Here is a 17,298-nt window from a genome sequence, read left to right on the forward strand (position 1 = left end):
CTGGTCCGCCTCGACCTCTTCTCAGCTGCCGGCGATGTCCGACAGCAGGCCGGCGACCACGGTGAAGCGGGCGACGGTCGGGGTTCCACCTTCGAGGATCGCGCCGATGGTGGCGACGGTGCGCTCCACGGCGGCGCGGCGCGGCTGGATCCACGCCTCGATGTCGGGGGCGATGATGCTGGCCGCGGCGATCTCGGCGGCGATGCGCCGGTGCGCCTCGGCGATCATCTGGCGGGCGCGGTCCAGCGCAAGGCCGTCGTAGTAGTCGCGCACCTCCAGCCGGCGCGCCATGTCGTCGATCGAGCCGATGCGGAAGTAGATTCCGCTCTCGACCATTGCCCCGGTCGCTACCTGCAGCGGCCGTTCGGCGGTCTCGGCGACGAGGATCGCGTCGGTGGCGCGCGCCTCCAGCTGCAGGAGCGCGATGCGCCGGGCCAGATCCGCCGGCACGCCGGCCGCCTCCAGCCGCTGGCGGGAGGCGGCGAGATCCTCGTCCACCGTGGCCGGCAGGGTGGACAGGTCCACCGAATTGCGGATCTCGGCGATCCTCGGCCGGAAGCGTTCGATGACGGCGGAAAGGTCGGAGCCGTCGCCGACGTTGCGGATGAACCAGGTGGTCGCGCCCAGCAGCAGGGCCTGCACCCGTGCATAGAGGTCGAGCTGGACCTCGCCGGCGATCTTCGCGTCGAGGGCGTCGATCGCATCCTCGAGGCTCCGCAGCTCGAAGGCCTCGCGGGCGATCAGGAAGGCGCGGGTGATCTCGGCCACGCCGGCGCCGGTCTGGTCGGCCATGCGCACGAGGAAGGTCGGCCCGCCGCGGTTGATCATGGCGTTGGCAAGCAGGGTCGCGACGATCTCGCGCTGCAGCCGGTGCGCCTCGATGTCGGCGGCGAAGTCCTCCCGCATCGCCGGCGGGAAATAGCCGAACAGGTCGTGCTTCAGCCACGGATCCTGCGGCAGGTCGGTGCCGAGCAGGTCGTCGAACAGCACGATCTTGGCATAGGCGAGCAGCACGGCGATCTCGGGCCGGCTCAGCGGACGGCCCTCCTTCTCGCGTTCGGCCAGTGCCGTGTCGTCGGGCAGGGTCTCGACGGCGCGGTCGAGCAGGCGGCGCTGTTCGAGAATCTGCATCAGCCGGCGCTGGTAGCCGAAGTCCTCGAAGCCGCGGCGGCGGGTCAGCGAGATCGCCAGCGTCTGGAGATAGTTGTTGCGCAGCACCAGCGCCGCGACATCGTCGGTCATCGAGGCGAGCAGCGTGTTGCGGTCGGCGATGTCGAGCCGCCCGTCCTTCACCGCCGGGCGCAGGGCGATCTTGATGTTGACCTCGACGTCGGAGGAGTTGACGCCGCCGGAATTGTCGATGGCGTCGGAATTCACCCGGCCGCCGGCAAGGCCGTAGGCGATGCGGGCGCGCTGGGTCATGCCGAGGTTGGCGCCCTCGCCGACCACCTTCACGCGCAGGTCCGAGGCGGGAATGCGGATCTGGTCGTTGGCGCGGTCGCCGACCTCCGCATCGCTCTCGCCGGGGCCGCGGACATAGGTGCCGATGCCGCCGAACCAGAGCAGGTCGGCCGGCGCGCGCAGGATTGCCCGCATCACCTCGGCCGGGGTGGCCGTCTCGCGGCCGAAGCCGAGGGCGGCCTGCGCCTCCGGCGGGAGACGGATGGATTTCGCGGCCCGCGGGAAGACGCCGCCGCCCTTCGAGATCAGCGCCTTGTCGTAGTCCTGCCAGCTGGAGCGGGGCAGGGCGAACAGCCGCTGGCGCTCGGCGAGCGACAGGGCGGTGTCCGGATCGGGATCGATGAAGATGTCGCGGTGGTCGAAGGCCGCGATCAGCCGGATCGCCGGTGACAGCAGCATGCCGTTGCCGAACACGTCGCCGGACATGTCGCCGACGCCGACCACGGTGAAGGGCGTCGTCTGGATGTCGGTGTCGATCTCGCGGAAGTGGCGCTTGACCGCTTCCCAGGCGCCCCTTGCGGTGATGCCCATCTTCTTGTGGTCGTAGCCGGCCGATCCGCCGGAGGCAAACGCGTCGGACAGCCAGAAGCCGTGGGCGTCGGCGATGCCGTTGGCGGTGTCGGAGAAGGTCGCGGTGCCCTTGTCGGCGGCCACCACAAGGTAGGGGTCGTCGCCGTCATGGCGCACGGTGGCGAGCGGCGGCACGATGGTGCTGCCGTCGATGTTGTCGGTGAGGTCGAGCATCGCCGTGACGAAGATCCGGTAGGCGGCGGTGCCCTCGGCGAAGACCGCGTCGCGCGTGCCGCCGGCCGGGAGCCATTTGGGGAAGAAGCCGCCCTTGGCGCCGACCGGCACGATCACCGCGTTCTTGACCTGCTGCGCCTTGACGAGGCCGAGCACCTCGGTGCGGAAATCCTGGGGCCGGTCCGACCAGCGCAGGCCGCCGCGCGCCACCTTGCCGAAGCGCAGGTGCACGCCCTCGACGCGGGTGCCGTAGACCCAGATCTCGGCGTAGGGGCGCGGCGCGGGCAGATCGTCGATCTTCGAGGGATCGAACTTCAGCGCGATCACCTCGCGCGGCTGCCCGTCGGTTTCCACCTGGTAGAAGCTGGTGCGGGTGGCGGCGAGGATCAGGCCGGCAAAGCGGCGCAGGATCGTGTCGTCATCGAGGCTGGTCACCTGTTCCAGCGCGGTCTCGATCGCGGCCCGCACCTCTTCCTGGGACTCGCGTCGGTCGTCGGCGAGCTGGGGATCGAAGCGGGCGGCGAACAGGGCGACGAGGAGGCGGGTGATCTCCGGATGGCGGACGAGGGTCTCGGCCATGTACTGCTGCGAATAGGAGATCCGGGCCTGCTGCAGGTAGCGCGACAGCGCCCGCAGCATCGCGATCTCGCGCCAGCCCAGGCCGGCGTGGATCGTCAGGGCGTTGAGCCCGTCGCTCTCGGCCTTCTGGGCCCAGACCGCGGAAAACAGCGCGCGCAGCGGCTCGGCGAGCGTGTCGAGGTCGACCGGGCGGCCGTCGGCGCGCGCCAGCGTCATGTCGTGCAGCGTCACCTCGGCGGCGGCCCGCGGCGTGATCACGAAGGTCTGCTCGTCGATCACCTCGAAGCCGAAATGCTCCAGCACCGGCACCCGCCGGGTGAGGGGGATCGGCGCGCCGCGGTGGAACAGGCGGAAGCGGCAGTGCGAGGGGGCAGCACCCGCCTCGCGGCCGAAGGTGAGGGCCACCGGGCGCGTCTCCGAGAGCCGGTCGATCCGGGTCATGTCGTCGAAGGCGGTGGCCGGGGAATGGGAGGCGCGGTAGCCGACCGGGAAGGCATGACCGTAGGTGGAGAAGCCGCTGAGCACCCGCTCGTGCGGGTAGCGGTCGCGCAGGAGGTCGAGGAAGTCGTCGCTCCAGGTGCGGACGATGGCGGCGACGGCGGCCTCGAGGTCGGCCTGGCGCACGTCCGGCGTCACGCCCTCGTCGCGGCCGATGATGAAGTGGACCCGGGCAAGGCTGCCCTCCGGGAAGCCCGGATAGAAGGCCGAGACACGGCCGCCGTAGACGGTCTTGAAATAGTCGCCGATCCGCACGCGGACATCGGTGTCGTAGCGGTCGCGCGGGACATAGACGAGCAGCGAGACGAAGCGGTCGAAGCGGTCGGGCCGGGCGAGCACCCGCACCCGCGGCCGTTCCTCGAGGCCGAGGATCGCCAGCGCGAATTCGTGGAGGAGGTCGGCGTCGATCTGGAACAGCTCGTCGCGCGGGTAGCTTTCCAGCACGTTGGCGAGCGCCTTGCCGGAATGGCTTTCCGGATCGAAGCCCGCCCGGTCCATCACCGCCGCGATCTTGCGGCGCAGGAACGGGATCTGGCGCGGCGAGGTGGTGTAGGCGGTGGCCGAGAACAGGCCGACGATGCGGATCTCGCCGACGAGGCGGCCGTCCTCGGTGTAGCGCTTGATGCCGATGCAGTCGAGATAGGCGCGGCGGTGGATGCGCGAGCGGACGTTGGCCTTGGTGACGATCAGCGCCTCCGGCTTCATCATGAAGTCGCGGATCTCGGGAGTCACGGTCACGAATTCGCGGCCGCGGCGCAGGACGCGCACGGTGGGGTCGGCGAGGAGGCCGAGGCCGGTCTCGTCCCGCTTCTCGATGCGCTGCTCGGACCCTTCCGTCAGTTCGACGTGATATTCGCGCAGGCCGAGGAAGACGAAGTTGTCGCCGTTCAGCCACTCGAGGAAGGCGACCGCCTCCTCCACCTCGGCGCGCGGGAGCGGCGGCGGCGAATAGCGGTAGACGGTGACGGCCTCGGCGACCAGGCGGCGCATGCGCGGCCAGTCGGCCACGGCGCGGCGGATCTCGCCGAGCACGGAGGTCAGCCGCGCGGCGAGCGCGTCGCGGGCGGCATCATCCGGCAGGCGGGTGACGTGGATGTGGACGACGCTCTCGTGCAGGCCGCCGGGGCGGGCCGACACGCCCTCGCCGAGGGCGACAAGCTCGCCGTCGGCGTCGCGGGCCACCTCGACGATCGGATGCAGCAGCAGGCCAACCTCGGCGCCGGCGTCCTGCAGCGCCAGGATGATCGTGTCGACCAGGAAAGGCATGTTGTCGTTGACGACCTCGACCACGGTCACGCCGCGCGCCGGCTCGGGAATCGCTTCCGGGGCGGGGTCGAACACGGCCACGGCCGGCTGGCCGGGGCGGCGGCGGCGCATGTGGTCGCGCACGCCCAAGGCGATGGCGCAGAGATCGGCGGGGGCATAGCGCACCAGATCCTCGGCGGCACCGCGGGTGAACAGCCGGGCCGCGAGATAGCCGAGCGAGGCGTCTTCCGTTGCGGAAAGCTGGTCTTCGACTTCGGCGATCAGCCTTGCCTTCTCGGCCGCGAGCGTCTGCACCATGTCCGGTCTCCCCGTCTGTTGTTGTCGCGCGGGTGAACGGGCGCCGTCGCTGTCCGGGCGCCGGGTCCCGCGCTCTTCTTGGACCGCGGTTGTAGCATTGTTGCGACGGTGCGGGGAGAAGCGGCCGATTCCAGGGGCGAAAAGAGCCGCAACGCAAGAAGGGCCCGCGATGCGGACCCTTCTGCAGACCTCAGCGGTGCGGACCGGTCAGTCGGCGGCCCTGGCCCTGTCGATCGCCTCGGCGATCAGCCGGCGCGCTTCCTCGGCGTCGCCCCAGCGCAGGACCTTGACCCACTTGCCGGGCTCGAGGTCCTTGTAGTGTTCGAAGAAATGCTCGATCTGCTTGAGCGTGATCTCCGGCAGGTCGGTGTGGTTGGCGACCTTGTCGTAGCGCTTGGTCAGCTTGGAGGAGGGCACGGCGATGATCTTCTCGTCGATGCCGGCCTCGTCTTCCATCATCAGCACGCCGATCGGACGGCAGTTCATGATGGCGCCCGGGATGATCGCGCGGGTGTTGCAGACCACCACGTCGATCGGATCGCCGTCGCCCGACAGGGTGTGCGGCACGAAGCCGTAGTTCCCCGGGTAGCGCATCGAGGTATAGAGGAAGCGGTCGACGTACATCGCCCCCGCGTCCTTGTCCATCTCGTACTTGATCGGCTCGCCGCCGAGCGGAACCTCGATGATCACGTTGATGTCGTGCGGAGGATTCTTGCCGATCGGCACGGCGTCGATGCGCATGTCACGTCTCCAGAAGTCGTTCGTGGCGCGGTGGCCTGTCCCCGGGCCGCCCGCGTGCGGCTGCGCGACTGTCCGTGGCCGACAGGGTGTCGGCAGCGGCGATCCGGCGGCGCGCCCCCGTCTTTAGCCGCAATGGCCGGGCTTGCGCAAGAGCGCCATTGTGCGGTGCAGCATGAACGGATCCCCCGCCGGCTTCATCGGCGGTGCGAAACGGGCTATCAGCGGCGAGCGATGCGAGGCGGCGGCGGTGAAGGCGGGCGATGACGGGCAACCATGACGTGGTGATTCTCGGGGCGGGCGCCGCCGGCCTGATGTGCGCGATCGCCGCCGGGCAGCGCGGCTGCCGGGTGGTGGTCCTCGACCACGCCCCGAAGATCGGCTCGAAGATCCTGATCTCGGGCGGCGGGCGCTGCAACTTCACCAACCTCCACATCGCGCCCGACCGCTTCCTGTCGCAGAACCGGCATTTCGCCACCTCGGCGCTGAAGCGCTACACCCAGCACGATTTCCTGGCGCTGGTGAACCGGCACGGCATCGCCTGGCACGAGAAGACCCTCGGGCAGCTGTTCTGCGACGGCTCGGCCCGGCAGATCGTGGCGATGCTGGAAGCGGAGGCCACCGCCGCCGGGGTGGACATCCGCACCTCGCACACCGTCACCGGCATCTCCCGGTCGGACCGCTTCGAGGTGACCACCTCCGGCGGACGCTTCGACGCGCCCGCGCTGGTGCTGGCCACCGGCGGCCCGGCGATCCCGAAGATGGGGGCAACGGCCTTTTCGCATGACGTCGCCCGGCAGTTCGGCCTGCGCCTCGTGCCGCCCCGCCCGGCGCTGGTGCCGCTGACGCTGTCCGGCTCGGCCCTCGCCTTCGCCGCGAACCTCTCCGGCGTCGCGGTCGACGCGACCGCGACCTTCGGCAGGACGCAGTTCCGCGAGAACATCCTTTTCACCCACCGCGGCGTCTCCGGGCCGGCGATCCTGCAGATCTCGTCCTACTGGCGCGAGGGAGGGGAAATCGTGCTCGACCTCTGCCCCGGCCTCGACCTTGCCGCCTTCCTGCGCGAGCGGCGCAAGGGCCGGCCGAAGGCGGAACTTCGCACGGCGATCGGCGAACTGCTGCCGGCGCGCCTTGCGGCGGCGCTCGCCGAGGGCGGACCGGACGGGCGCGCGCTGGTGCCGGCCGGCACCATGGCCAACCTCTCCGACAAGGCGATCGACGCGGTCGCCGGCGCGCTGTCGGCCTTCCGCCTGACGCCGGCCGGATCGGAGGGCTATGCCAAGGCCGAGGTGACGCTCGGCGGCGTCGACACCGCGGATCTCTCCTCGCGGACGATGGAGGCGAAGGCGGTGCCGGGCCTGCACGTCATCGGCGAGGCGGTCGACGTCACCGGCTGGCTCGGCGGCTACAATTTCCAGTGGGCCTGGTCGAGCGGCTGGTGCGCGGGCCTTGCCATCGCCGAACAGCGGCGCGGCCGCGCCGTCTCAGCCTGATCGCCGGCCGGGGGACGGCGGCGTCAGCCCGCGTCGTCGGGCTCGGCGGGCGCGTCGAAGGACAGGCGCCAGCGCAGGCCCTCCGGGGCATAGTCGAGCGCCACCTCGCCGCCGACCGCGCGGGCGACGGTGCGCTCGATGACGATCCGGCCGAAGCCCTTGCGGGTCGGCGGCGTCACCGGCGGGCCGCCGTTCTCGGTCCAGGCGATCTCGATCCGGTCGGCGCGACCGGGCACCTGCGTGACGGTCCAGACGACGTCGACGCGGCCCTCCGGGGTCGACAGCGCGCCGTATTTCGAGGCGTTGGTCGACAGTTCGTGCAGGGCGAGGCCGATGTTCTGGATCATCTCGATCGGCAGGGTCAGGTCCGGGCCGGAAATGAAGATCTGGCGGTCGACGAGGTCCAGCAGGTGGCCGAGCTGCGAGCGGACGAGATCGTGCAGGCGGGCGCCGGTCCAGCCTTCGTTGGCGAGCAGGGTATGGGCCGCGGCCAGCGCGCCGAGCCGCTGTTCGAAGGTGGCGACGAAATCGTCCTTGTCGCCGCTGCTCGACGCGGTCTGGCGCGCCATCGCCTGCACGACGGCCAGCGTGTTCTTGCTGCGATGGGCCAGCTCGCGCATCAGCAAGCGGACATGCTGCTCGCGGCGGCGCCGCTCGGTCACGTCGACGCCGACGGAGGTGACGCCGGCGATCGACCCGTCGTCGGCGCGGATCGGCTCCACATGAAGATCGAGCCAGCGGATCACCCCGCCGGTCTCGAAATTGACCTCGACGTCCTTCGGCTCGCCGCTCTGCAGCACCTGCGTCTTCACCGCCGTGACCCGTGCGGCGACGGACTCCGGCAGGATGTCGGCGTCGCCGAGGCCGACGATCCGGAACTCGGGGTCGTCGGCGCTCCCGGGGCCACTCTCGCCGCCATGGTCGCCGTCATTCCGGCTGCCTGCGATCCAGTTGCGGGCAAAGGTGTAGCGCAGGTCGCGATCCTGGCTGGTGAGCACCAGCGGCGAGCCGCGCAGCGCCGCTTCCAGCCGCTGCAGCGTCTCGGCGAGTTCGAGACTGGTGGTGCCGAAGCGCCGGGACAGCTCGTCGCGGGCGCGGGCGAGATCCTCGGCAAGGCCGCGCTGGCCCGCCGCTTCCCGTTCCAGCCGCTCGTTGGCCCGGCCGAGCACGACGAGCGAGGCGATCAGGCCGACGGCGGCGGCGGCGAGGCCGGCAAGGATCGTGCTGCGGCTCCACAGTTCGCTGCGCGCCACCTCGCCGGTCTGGCGGTCGAGCTCGAAGGTGCGCGCCGCGATCAGGGCGTCGGCCTCGGTGCGCATGGTATTGGTGATCGCCTTGCCCGCGCCGGCCTGCACCATCTCGATGACGGCCTCCCGGTCGTCGGCCCGCGCGATGGTGGAGGCCATTTCCTCGACCTTGGCGGTCCACAGCGCCAGAAGATGGCCGGCCCTTGCCGCTTCTTCCGGATTGTCGGCCACCTCGGCCCGCAGGTCGTCGATCACCTGCGGCATGTCCCGCCGCGCCTCCTCGTAGGGCGTGAGGTAGACCGGATCGCCGGTGAGGATGTAGCCGCGCTGGGCCGATTCGGCGGCCAGCGTCAGCTGCATCACCTGCGAGGCATGGGCGATCACGGTCTGCGAGTGATCGACAAGGGCGCGTCGCCGCTCGAGCAGCTGCCACTGGGCGATCATCACCACGGCGACCAGCACCACGGCGACCCCAAGGAGGGCCATCGGAATCAGAACCGTCTTCAGCGCGCGCATGCGTCGTTCGTCGTCCCGCAGACAGGGGGGTGGATGGACGTACCGACGGCGCCAGTGCCGCGGACGATTCGACAGCGATAGCATCCGCTGGCATGGCCCGTCCCGCATTGCAGCGGGCAGATGCCGCAGGATCGTCTTTCGGAGGATTTTCTGCAACAGGCCCCTGCCCATCGTGGAACATATGGGACTATTCTTCGTTGAATTCGCGAAGGGACGGCCGGTGGTCGGCCCGTGCCATTCTGGAAATCTGGAGTATCCCATGGCTGACAAGTCCATTGCCGAAAACATCGCGAACTCTGCCGAAGGCGACATCGGGGCCCAGCTGGAGAAGCTGCGCACCGACATCTCCCAGCTTGCCCGCACCGTGGGCGTGCTCGTCGAGCAGAAGGGCGTGGTGATGGGCGAGAATGTCGCCAGCGGCATCGACCGCCTCGCCGCGACGGCTGACGAACTGCGCGTTGCAGCGGGCGTGAAGGCGGCCGCCGCCACCGCGATTGCCCGCGACACCTCGACGGAAGCGATCGATGCGCTGGCCGACGAAGTGCGCCGCCATCCGCTCCGCACCCTCGCGCTGTCCCTGGGCGCCGGTGTCGTGATCGGCTTCCTCACCCGTTCAAAGTGACGAGAGCTTGATGGGCGTTCTCTTCAGGGCTCTGCTTCTGGGCCAGGTGACCCGCCTGAAACGTCAGGCGAGCATCCTGATCGCCCTCAACGCGCTCATGGGCGTGATGCTCCTGTTCGCCGTGATGCTTGGCATCGTGGCCGGGACCATCGCGCTCGCGCAGACTTATGGCGCGATCCATGCCTGTCTGATGGTCGGCGGCGGGTTCCTGGCGGTCGCCATTCTGGTCAAGATCGTGATCATGATCGTGCGGCGGCGGATGCGCCGCGAGAACCGTCTCCTGACGGCGGTCGCCGCACCGACGATTGCCGCCAGCGTGGCCGGTGCGCAGGCCATGGGCGGCAAGGGTCTGGGCAAGCTGCCCGTGATCGCGGTCGTCGGCGCGGTCGTGCTGGGAATCTTTGCAGCCCGCCGCTGAGCCGGGTCGGGACAGGCATCGAGTGAGCTGAGACGACGCGGGCCCCAGGGTTCGCGTCGTTTTTTTGTGCCCCGGGGGTTCTCGTTCCTGTCCCTTGGGGGATCCTGCGATGCGGGAGATGATCCCGGAACCTGCGGCATCGCGGCCCTGCATCGGCCGAGGGGTGGCACGAGGCGGGTCAATGAGAAAGGGGAGGCGGGCCGCAAGCCCGTCTCCCCATTTTTTCGCGATCCTTGCATCCGGCCCGTTCAGGCGGCGTCGCGGCGGGTCGACTTCTCGTCGAAGAACAGCGCCTGGCTGACCACGGCCTTCAGGGTGTTCGACTGGAACGGCTTGGTGATCAGGAAGGCCGGCTCGGGCTTCTCGCCGGTCAGCAGGCGCTCCGGATAGGCGGTGATGAAGATCACCGGCACCTCAAGGCTGCCGAGGATCTCGTTGACGGCTTCGAGGCCGGAACTGCCGTCCGCGAGCTGGATGTCGGCCAGAACGAGGCCCGGACGCTTGCGGGCCACCGCGGCAATCGCTTCCTTGTGGGTGCGGGCGACATCGGTGACGCGGTGGCCGAGGCCCTCGACCAGCGCTTCCAGATCCATGGCGATGATCGGCTCGTCCTCGATGATGAGGACGTCGGTGGCCACCTGGTCGGCGATCTCCCGGGCGGCGGCGTCGGAGAGGGCGGCAAAGCCGACCGCGTCGACACTCATGATGGTGGCCGCAGCCTCCGGCTTGAAGCCCTCGACGGCGGTCAGCAGGAAGGCCTGCCGCGAGCGCGGGGTCAACCGGTCGAGGCGGTTTTCCTCATTGCCGCTGATCATGGTGCCGCTGTTGACCGGCGTGTCGTTCCACAGGGTCAGGAACAGCTTGTAGAGCGCAATGCGCGGCTCCAGGTCGCTGGCGAGCACCTCGCGGTTGGCGACGATCGCTTCGAGCGCGGCCACGACATAGGCGTCGCCGCTCATCTGGCTGCCGCAGAGGGCGCGCGCGAAGCGGCGAAGGTAGGGAAGGTGAGGTCCGAGTTGCTCGGTCATCGACATGGACGCTTTTCTCCAATCCGCAATATCTGGTCCGCGTTCTTCTTGCCCTGCTCCGACCAGCATCGGATCGGCAGGGCGCATCCTTAGTCCGCGCAGGGCCCCCGCGCCACCGGCCGGAGATCACATGATGTCCTCGGAACTTTCCCGCCAACAGGCGGTTGTCCTTATCGAAACGTCCGGCACATGTCCCTCGCGGGCTGGTACGGTCGTCATCATCTGCGGCGGCGAGCCGGGCATCCGACTGCCGTCACTCCTGCAAGACTGCCGGTCATTCGACAAGGCCGGCGTGGGCAGACGATCGCCGTCACGCTCATAAATTCGTGCTCGGGAAAAATGTTCCATCGATGTCGGAACAAAATCGCGCAGGTCGAATTGTCGTGCTGAACAGGAATTACCCCATATGTGTGGGCCGGTGTCCGGGGGCGGACCAGGGCCTTGGAGAAGGCAATGTCAAAGTTTGAAGACAAAGGGCACAGGCCAGGCCTCCCGGCCGACGCCCAGAATGTCATAGGGCGCAAGTTGAAGGCCATGTATGACGAGGTCGTGCAGCAGCCGGTTCCGGACCGGTTCCTGGACCTGCTGGCCAAGCTCGACGCAGATGTGAATGCCCAGCGTTCGAAGAAGGACGGCGAGTGATGGCGACACCCTCGACGTCCTTCCGCGACGGGATCGTCGCCGAGATCCCCAGCTTGCGCGCCTTTGCGATGTCACTGTGCGGCAAGCCGGATCTCGCCGACGACCTCGTGCAGGAAGCGCTGATGAAGGCATGGGCCGCCTCGGCGAGCTTTTCCGAGGGGACCAATCTGCGCGCCTGGATGTTCACCATCCTGCGCAACGTCTACTTCAGTCAGCTTCGCAAGAAGAAGCGCGAGGTCGAGGATGCCGACGGCCGGCACGCGGCCCGGCTGTCCGTCTCCGGCGAGCAGCAGGCACGCCTCGACATGAGCGACTTCCAGGAGGCGCTGGGTCAGCTGCCTGCGGACCAGCGCGAGGTCCTGACCCTGATCGGCGCCTCCGGTTTTTCCTACGAGGAAGCGGCCGAGATCTGCGGCGTGCCGGTCGGAACGATCAAGAGCCGCCTCAACCGCGCCCGCGGCCGCCTCACCGCCATCCTGGCGATCGAACACGTCTCCGACATCGGGCCCGACGCAGCCACCATGGCTGCAACTGCCAGTTTCTGATCCGGCGAGGCCGCTTGCCCGGCAGAAGGCACTTTCAACTCTATTGAAACGTCTATTATGCTGACAATGTGATCCGCAGGCCGGCAGACAAAGACCGGTGAGGGTTCATGCCGGCGCCGTTTCCGCCTGCGATCGTTCCCCGGTCGACCGGCGTGCGTGCACGGTGCGACCCCGGAGGTTGTTGTTTGAAGGTACCGACGAACGGATCGTCGGAAAGCGGACCGGGCCCCACAGTGTTCACCTCCCTTCGCAGCCGGATCTTCCTCATTCTCATCGGCGCCGTGGTTCCGCCCGCGGTGGTGTTCGGTGCGATCGCCTGGCACAACTATGATCTTGCGCGCCAGTCCGGGCTGGCGTCGATCGCCCACAACGTCGAACTCGTCGCCTCGCGGGTCGACGCCGTGGCGATCGGGGCCGGGCAGATCGCATCGACGCTTGCCGGGGTGTCGTCCTGGATGGGCGGCACGGGACGATCCTGCGCCGAGCGGCTCGACGTGCTGCTGTCCACCTATCGCGGCTACAGCGGCGTGGCGGTCTACAGCGGCGGAACCCTGCTCTGCGAGGCGCGCTCGACGTTGTCGCCGCCCTCGGCCACCTCGGTGCCGTCCGACGAGATCGCCGGCCTGTCGCCGGGCGACACCATCGTGCGCAGCACCGCCTCGTCCGCCGGCGACGCCGCCTACTGGGTGGCGGCCCGTCCGGAGGACAATGCCTACAGCGTGGCGGTGACGATCAGTCCGTCCTATCTCGCCGAGCTGCTTGCCTACTATCGCGACTACCCCTCCAGCCGGGCGGACCTCGTCAATGCCGCCGGGCAGGTCATCGCGCAGGGGCCGACGTCGCTCGATCCGGGCATGTGGCCGCGCCACGGCCTGGCCCTGGCGGATGGCAGTCTCACGACGGTGCGCCCCAGCCTGTCCGGCAGCAGTTTCGTCTACTCCGCCCGGCGGCTGAAGTCCTTCGATCTCTGGCTGGTGACGGCGAGCCTCGAATCCGACGTCCTGTCGCAGCCGCGCACCCAGCTGATGGTCAGCACGCTGGCACCGCTGGCGCTGCTGTTCATCGCCAGCCTGGCGATCTGGTTCGGTCTCGACCGGTCGGTCCTGCGCTGGGTCTACACGCTCGGTGGGGCAAACCGTGCCTTTGCCCGGGGCGAGACCGAAGCGCGGCTGAAGGTCGGCAACAAGGCGCCCGCCGAATTCGTCGATCTTGCCGCCTCCTTCAACGCCCTCGTCGACCGCATCGCCGAGCGCACCGAGGAGCTGGAAGCCGAGGTGGAGGAGAAGGGGCGCTATCTGCGGGAGCTGCATCACCGGGTCAAGAACAACCTCCAGGTGATCGCCTCGCTGCTGTCCCTGCAGAAGCGCGCGCTGCCGCCGGACCAGCGCGGCATCCTGCGCTTTCCCGAGGAACGGGTGAACGCCATGTCGGCAGTCTACCGCACCACCTATGCCAACTCCGAAACCGGCAGCGTCTCGCTCGGTCCGGTGATCCGCGAGGTGATCGGCCGCCTCCAGGATGTCTGCGGCGCGAGCCGCGCGACGCTCGACCTCTCGATCGCCGGCGAGGACGTGCGGGTTCACCTCGACGCCGCGGTGCCGGTGGCGATGCTGCTGGCCGAACTGCTGCCCGACTATCTCGACGGCGCGGTCCGGACCGGCATTGCGGTCGTCGTCAATGTGGAGATCACGCCGACGCTGCTCGTGATCGACATTTCGGGCTCGCCCGAGGTCCAGCAGCATTTCTTCAAGCTGTCGCGGCGTTTCGTCGAATCCTATCTGCGCCAGCTCGACGCGCGCATGGACGAAAGCACCCCGGGCCACGTGCGGATCGACTGTCCGCTCGACGCGCATCGTGCGGATGCGATGTCGGCGGCGAGCTGACACGCCGCAAGCCGTGCCGGCCGACCGTCGGCGGGTGAGACTGGCCCCGACCATTTTTTCACGAAGCCTCAGAATGCCGTGAACAAGCCAGGGGCTGCGGCGTTGAGGCTGCATATGTCGGGCCCCGCCGGGGGCGGCGCCCGCGGGGCTGTCCGAAGGAACAATCATGCGCAATTTCGAATGTCAGGTCTGCCAGCAGACGCTCGACTTCGCCAATGTCCGTTGCAACAACTGCGGCCATCGCCTCGGCTTTCTGCCGGAGCGGGCGATGCTGTGCACGCTGGTGGAAGACGACGACGGCAACTACACCCCCGTGGATGCCCCCGAGGATCACCGGCAGTTCTGCAGCAACGCGCAGTGGGATGCCTGCAACTGGATGGTGCCGGCAGGGTCGGCGGAGCCGCGCTGCGTCTGCTGCAGCCACAACCGCATGATCCCCGATCTGGACGTCGAGGCCAATCTCGCGAACTGGCGCCGGATCGAGCGCGCCAAGCACCATCTGTTCTATTCGCTGCTGCGTCTCGGCCTGCCGATCGAGGAACGCCAGGAGGATCCGCCCCGCGGGCTCGCCTTCGACATCCTCTCCAACGAGGCCACCGACGAGCATGTGATGACCGGCCACGAGAACGGCCTGATCACCCTCGACGTGGCGGAAGGCGACGACGCCGAGCGCGAGCGCCGGCGTGCGATGCTGCGCGAGCCCTATCGCACGCTGCTCGGCCATTTCCGCCACGAGGTGGCGCATTACTACTGGGAGGTCCTGGTCGACGCACCCGGCCTGCACGCGCCCTATCGCGAGGTGTTCGGCGACGAGCGCGAGGACTATGCCGAGGCGCTGCAGCGCCATTATGCCAACGGTGCGCCCCTCGACTGGACAACGAGCTACATCAGCGCCTATGCGGCCTCGCATTCCTGGGAGGATTTCGCGGAGACCTTTGCCCACTACCTCCACATCGTCGACACGCTGGAGACCGCGCGGGCCTTCGGCATCAACCTGCGGACGCGGATCGGCGGCGAGGCGCCGCTGCGCCACGGGGTCGCCTTCGATCCGTATGAGCCGCACGACATCGACGAGCTCGTCTCGGCGTGGGTCCAGCTGACCTTCGCGGTCAACTGCATCAACCGCAGCATGGGCCAGCCGGATCTCTATCCCTTCGTCCTGTCCGAGCCGGTGACGCGCAAGCTCGCCTTCATCCGCGACCTGATCGACGGACGGGTGGGCGTGTCGGAACTGCAGGCCGCAAGTTGACGGGGATCCGTCCGGCAGGACCGGTCGGAGAGGGGGAAGCAGGCAATGACACCGATGGATGACGCGCCGCGGCCGGGAGACACGTCCGAGGTGCCGGAGGCCGACCGGCTGAGCCTTCCCGAGCCCTTCTTCTCCCTCGAGGCGCGGGTCGCCCAGGTCGGCATCTTCGTGATCATGTTCGCGGCAGCGCTCTACATCGCCCGCGATTTCGCGATGCCGGTCACCTTCGCCTTCCTGCTCGCGCTGGTGCTGAGCCCGATCGTGCGCCGGATGCGCCGGATCGGCATTCCCGAGGTGCTCTCGGCGGCGGCCCTGGTGGTGCTGTTCCTGGCCACGCTCGGAACCATGGTCTGGTTCCTCGCCGATCCGGTCCAGCGCTGGATCGCCGATGCGCCGCAGTTCGCCGCCGAATTCCGCGACAAGCTCACCCTGTTCCGCGGACCGGTCGACCAGGTGCTGGAGGCGTCGAAGCGGATCGAGGAAAGCGCCACGGCCGGGGTGCCGGCGCCGCAGCGGGTGGTGGTCGAACAGGGCGGGTTCATCAGCGAGGCGGTGGTCGGCGTGCCGCTGATCTTTGCCAAGATCGCGCTCTGCGTCGTGCTGCTGTTCTTCCTGCTCGCCTCCGGCGACATGTTCTACGAGAAGCTGGTCAAGGTGCTGCCGACCCTGTCGGACAAGAAGCGCGGCGTGCGCATCGCCCGCGAGATCGAGCGGGAAATCTCGCACTACCTCCTGACCGTCACCGTGATCAACGCCGGCCTCGGCGTCGCGCTCGGCCTTGCCATGTGGGCGGTGGGCCTGCCCAACCCGTTCCTGTGGGGGCTGGTCGGCGGCCTGCTCAACTTTCTCCCCTATGTGGGCGCCTTCCTCTCCGCCGCCCTGGTCGCGGCCGTGTCCTTCGTGTCGTTCAACACGGTCGGCGAGATCCTTCTGGCGCCCGGCGTCTACTATCTCGTCAATGCCTTCGAGGGCCAGGTGATCACGCCGGCGCTGGTCGGCCGGCGCCTGGAGATGAATCCGGTGGCGGTGTTCGTGGCGGTGGCCTTCTGGGGCTGGATCTGGGGCATCGCCGGGGCGATCATGGCCGTGCCGTTGCTGGTGATCGTCAAGACCGTGGCCGACTACATCGACGGTTACGCCGCGCTCGGCGAGTTCCTGACCGCGCGCACGACGGAAGAGAAGGACTAGCGGATCGGCGGCGCGCCCGGCTGGTCCGGAACAGGACAGAGCGATCGGTCCGGGGCGTTGACCGGGGCGGGGCAGGCGGTGCGGATCCCGGTCCCGGGACGTGTCGTCAGCGCAGGTCCCAGCCGAAGACGACCACGGGCAGCACGCTGTCGCCGATCCGCTCGCCGGTCTCCAGCAGGGCGTTGCCGCCGAGCCGACGGTAGAAGCCGACGGCGGTGTCGTTGGCCTTCAGCGCCCGCACGGCCAAGCCCTTGAAGCGCATGTCGTCGAGCAGGCTGCGGGCGGCCTGGAACAGGCGGCGGCCAAGGCCGATGCCCTGATACTCCGGCCGGAGATAGATCTCGTAGATCTCGCCCTTGTGGGGCAGCGAGCGCATGCGGCTCGGGCCGAGCGTGGCGTAGCCGACGATCTGCCGGTCGACCTCCAGCACCAGCAGATGGATCTTGCGACGGATCGCCCGCTGCCACCATTGCGGGCCGCGGCGCTCGACCATGCGTTCGAGGTCGACGCCCGGCAGGATGCCGCGGTAGGCGTTGCGCCAGGCGTGGTCGTGGACCTCGGCGACGGCCGCCGCGTCCTGGAGTTTCGCCCGCCGGATATCGATGGACATCGTGCTCATGGAGGCAAGCTTAGCCGCAGTCGGCGGAGCGGAAAAGACCGTTTCGCGGGGTCGCCCGCAAATTCACAGGAGGAGATGCAGGGCGGCGCACGGGCATCGATCCGCGCACCGCGGCGGCTGCCGGACGGCAGCCGGGCGGGTGTGGTGGCCGGTCGGCCGGCCCGGCTGCGGGCCGGTCAGAACCAGCCGACGAGCTTGCCGATCCGGTCGATGTAGCCGGGCTCGCCGGCCGCCGGGGCGGGTGCCGCCGCCGGCTGGGCCTCGG

The 17,298-nt window shown here is 69.0% G+C and carries 13 protein-coding genes; 8 read left to right on the forward strand and 5 right to left on the reverse strand.

Features of this window, described 5'->3' with window-relative positions; genetic code table 11:
- Window positions 1–21: 21 nt before the first annotated feature.
- Together A6302_RS02635 and ppa are read right to left on the reverse strand one after the other, a co-directional pair.
- Window positions 22–4,845 carry an NAD-glutamate dehydrogenase gene (locus A6302_RS02635; RefSeq protein ID WP_069305739.1) on the reverse strand — a complete coding sequence of 1,608 codons (4,824 nt, stop codon included), beginning with the start codon at window positions 4,843–4,845 and terminating at the stop codon, window positions 22–24.
- Between the two features lie 207 nt (window positions 4,846–5,052).
- Window positions 5,053–5,586 (reverse strand): inorganic diphosphatase, encoded by a 534-nt coding sequence (gene ppa, locus A6302_RS02640; protein WP_069305740.1) that lies wholly within the window; start codon window positions 5,584–5,586, stop codon window positions 5,053–5,055.
- A 260-nt stretch (window positions 5,587–5,846) separates the two neighbouring features.
- On the opposite strand from ppa, the gene A6302_RS02645 reads away from it, so the two are divergent.
- A complete protein-coding gene (locus A6302_RS02645) occupies window positions 5,847–7,076 on the forward strand; it encodes a BaiN/RdsA family NAD(P)/FAD-dependent oxidoreductase (protein ID WP_069305741.1) in 1,230 nt (409 codons plus the stop codon).
- 23 nt (window positions 7,077–7,099) lie between these two features.
- On the opposite strand, the gene A6302_RS02650 is transcribed toward A6302_RS02645, so the two are convergent.
- Window positions 7,100–8,839, reverse strand: coding sequence for a sensor histidine kinase (locus tag A6302_RS02650; protein WP_069305742.1), 1,740 nt, complete (start codon window positions 8,837–8,839; stop codon window positions 7,100–7,102).
- A 259-nt stretch (window positions 8,840–9,098) separates the two neighbouring features.
- Here A6302_RS02650 and A6302_RS22615 point away from each other — a divergent pair, with 259 nt between their 5' ends.
- Both A6302_RS22615 and A6302_RS02660 read left to right on the forward strand, forming a co-directional pair.
- Window positions 9,099–9,461, forward strand: coding sequence for a hypothetical protein (locus A6302_RS22615; RefSeq protein WP_069305743.1), 363 nt, complete (start codon window positions 9,099–9,101; stop codon window positions 9,459–9,461).
- A gap of 10 nt (window positions 9,462–9,471) precedes the next feature.
- A complete protein-coding gene (locus A6302_RS02660) occupies window positions 9,472–9,879 on the forward strand; it encodes a hypothetical protein (protein WP_069305744.1) in 408 nt (135 codons plus the stop codon).
- A gap of 248 nt (window positions 9,880–10,127) precedes the next feature.
- Here A6302_RS02660 and A6302_RS02665 read toward each other — a convergent pair whose 3' ends face one another.
- A complete protein-coding gene (locus A6302_RS02665; RefSeq protein ID WP_069305745.1) occupies window positions 10,128–10,913 on the reverse strand; it encodes a response regulator in 786 nt (261 codons plus the stop codon).
- Between the two features lie 528 nt (window positions 10,914–11,441).
- On the opposite strand from A6302_RS02665, the gene A6302_RS25985 reads away from it, so the two are divergent.
- The 5 genes from A6302_RS25985 to A6302_RS02690 all read left to right on the forward strand — a co-directional run bounded on the left by A6302_RS25985 (window position 11,442) and on the right by A6302_RS02690 (window position 16,414).
- Window positions 11,442–11,549 (forward strand): NepR family anti-sigma factor, encoded by a 108-nt coding sequence (locus A6302_RS25985; RefSeq protein WP_245293876.1) that lies wholly within the window; start codon window positions 11,442–11,444, stop codon window positions 11,547–11,549.
- Complete coding sequence (locus tag A6302_RS02675) at window positions 11,549–12,094, forward strand: sigma-70 family RNA polymerase sigma factor (RefSeq protein ID WP_069305747.1); 546 nt, start codon at window positions 11,549–11,551, stop codon at window positions 12,092–12,094. Before A6302_RS25985 ends, A6302_RS02675 begins: the two co-directional genes overlap by 1 nt.
- Window positions 12,095–12,327: 233 nt before the next feature.
- Window positions 12,328–13,977 (forward strand): sensor histidine kinase, encoded by a 1,650-nt coding sequence (locus A6302_RS02680; RefSeq protein WP_069305748.1) that lies wholly within the window; start codon window positions 12,328–12,330, stop codon window positions 13,975–13,977.
- A 166-nt stretch (window positions 13,978–14,143) separates the two neighbouring features.
- On the forward strand, window positions 14,144–15,226 hold the full coding sequence (locus A6302_RS02685) for a zinc-binding metallopeptidase family protein (RefSeq protein ID WP_069305749.1): 1,083 nt from the start codon (window positions 14,144–14,146) through the stop codon (window positions 15,224–15,226).
- A gap of 54 nt (window positions 15,227–15,280) precedes the next feature.
- The gene (locus A6302_RS02690) at window positions 15,281–16,414 is read left to right on the forward strand and encodes an AI-2E family transporter (protein WP_169833479.1); all 1,134 of its coding nucleotides are present in this window, start codon (window positions 15,281–15,283) and stop codon (window positions 16,412–16,414) included.
- A 106-nt stretch (window positions 16,415–16,520) separates the two neighbouring features.
- Here the strand turns inward: A6302_RS02690 and A6302_RS02695 are convergent, their stop codons facing one another.
- Window positions 16,521–17,033: a GNAT family N-acetyltransferase gene (locus A6302_RS02695; RefSeq protein WP_069305750.1), complete on the reverse strand. Its 513-nt coding sequence runs from the start codon at window positions 17,031–17,033 to the stop codon at window positions 16,521–16,523.
- Between the last annotated feature and the right edge of the window lie 265 nt (window positions 17,034–17,298).

This window comes from Methylobrevis pamukkalensis, assembly GCF_001720135.1.
In the GTDB taxonomy this organism is placed as follows: Bacteria; Pseudomonadota; Alphaproteobacteria; order Rhizobiales; family Pleomorphomonadaceae; genus Methylobrevis; species Methylobrevis pamukkalensis.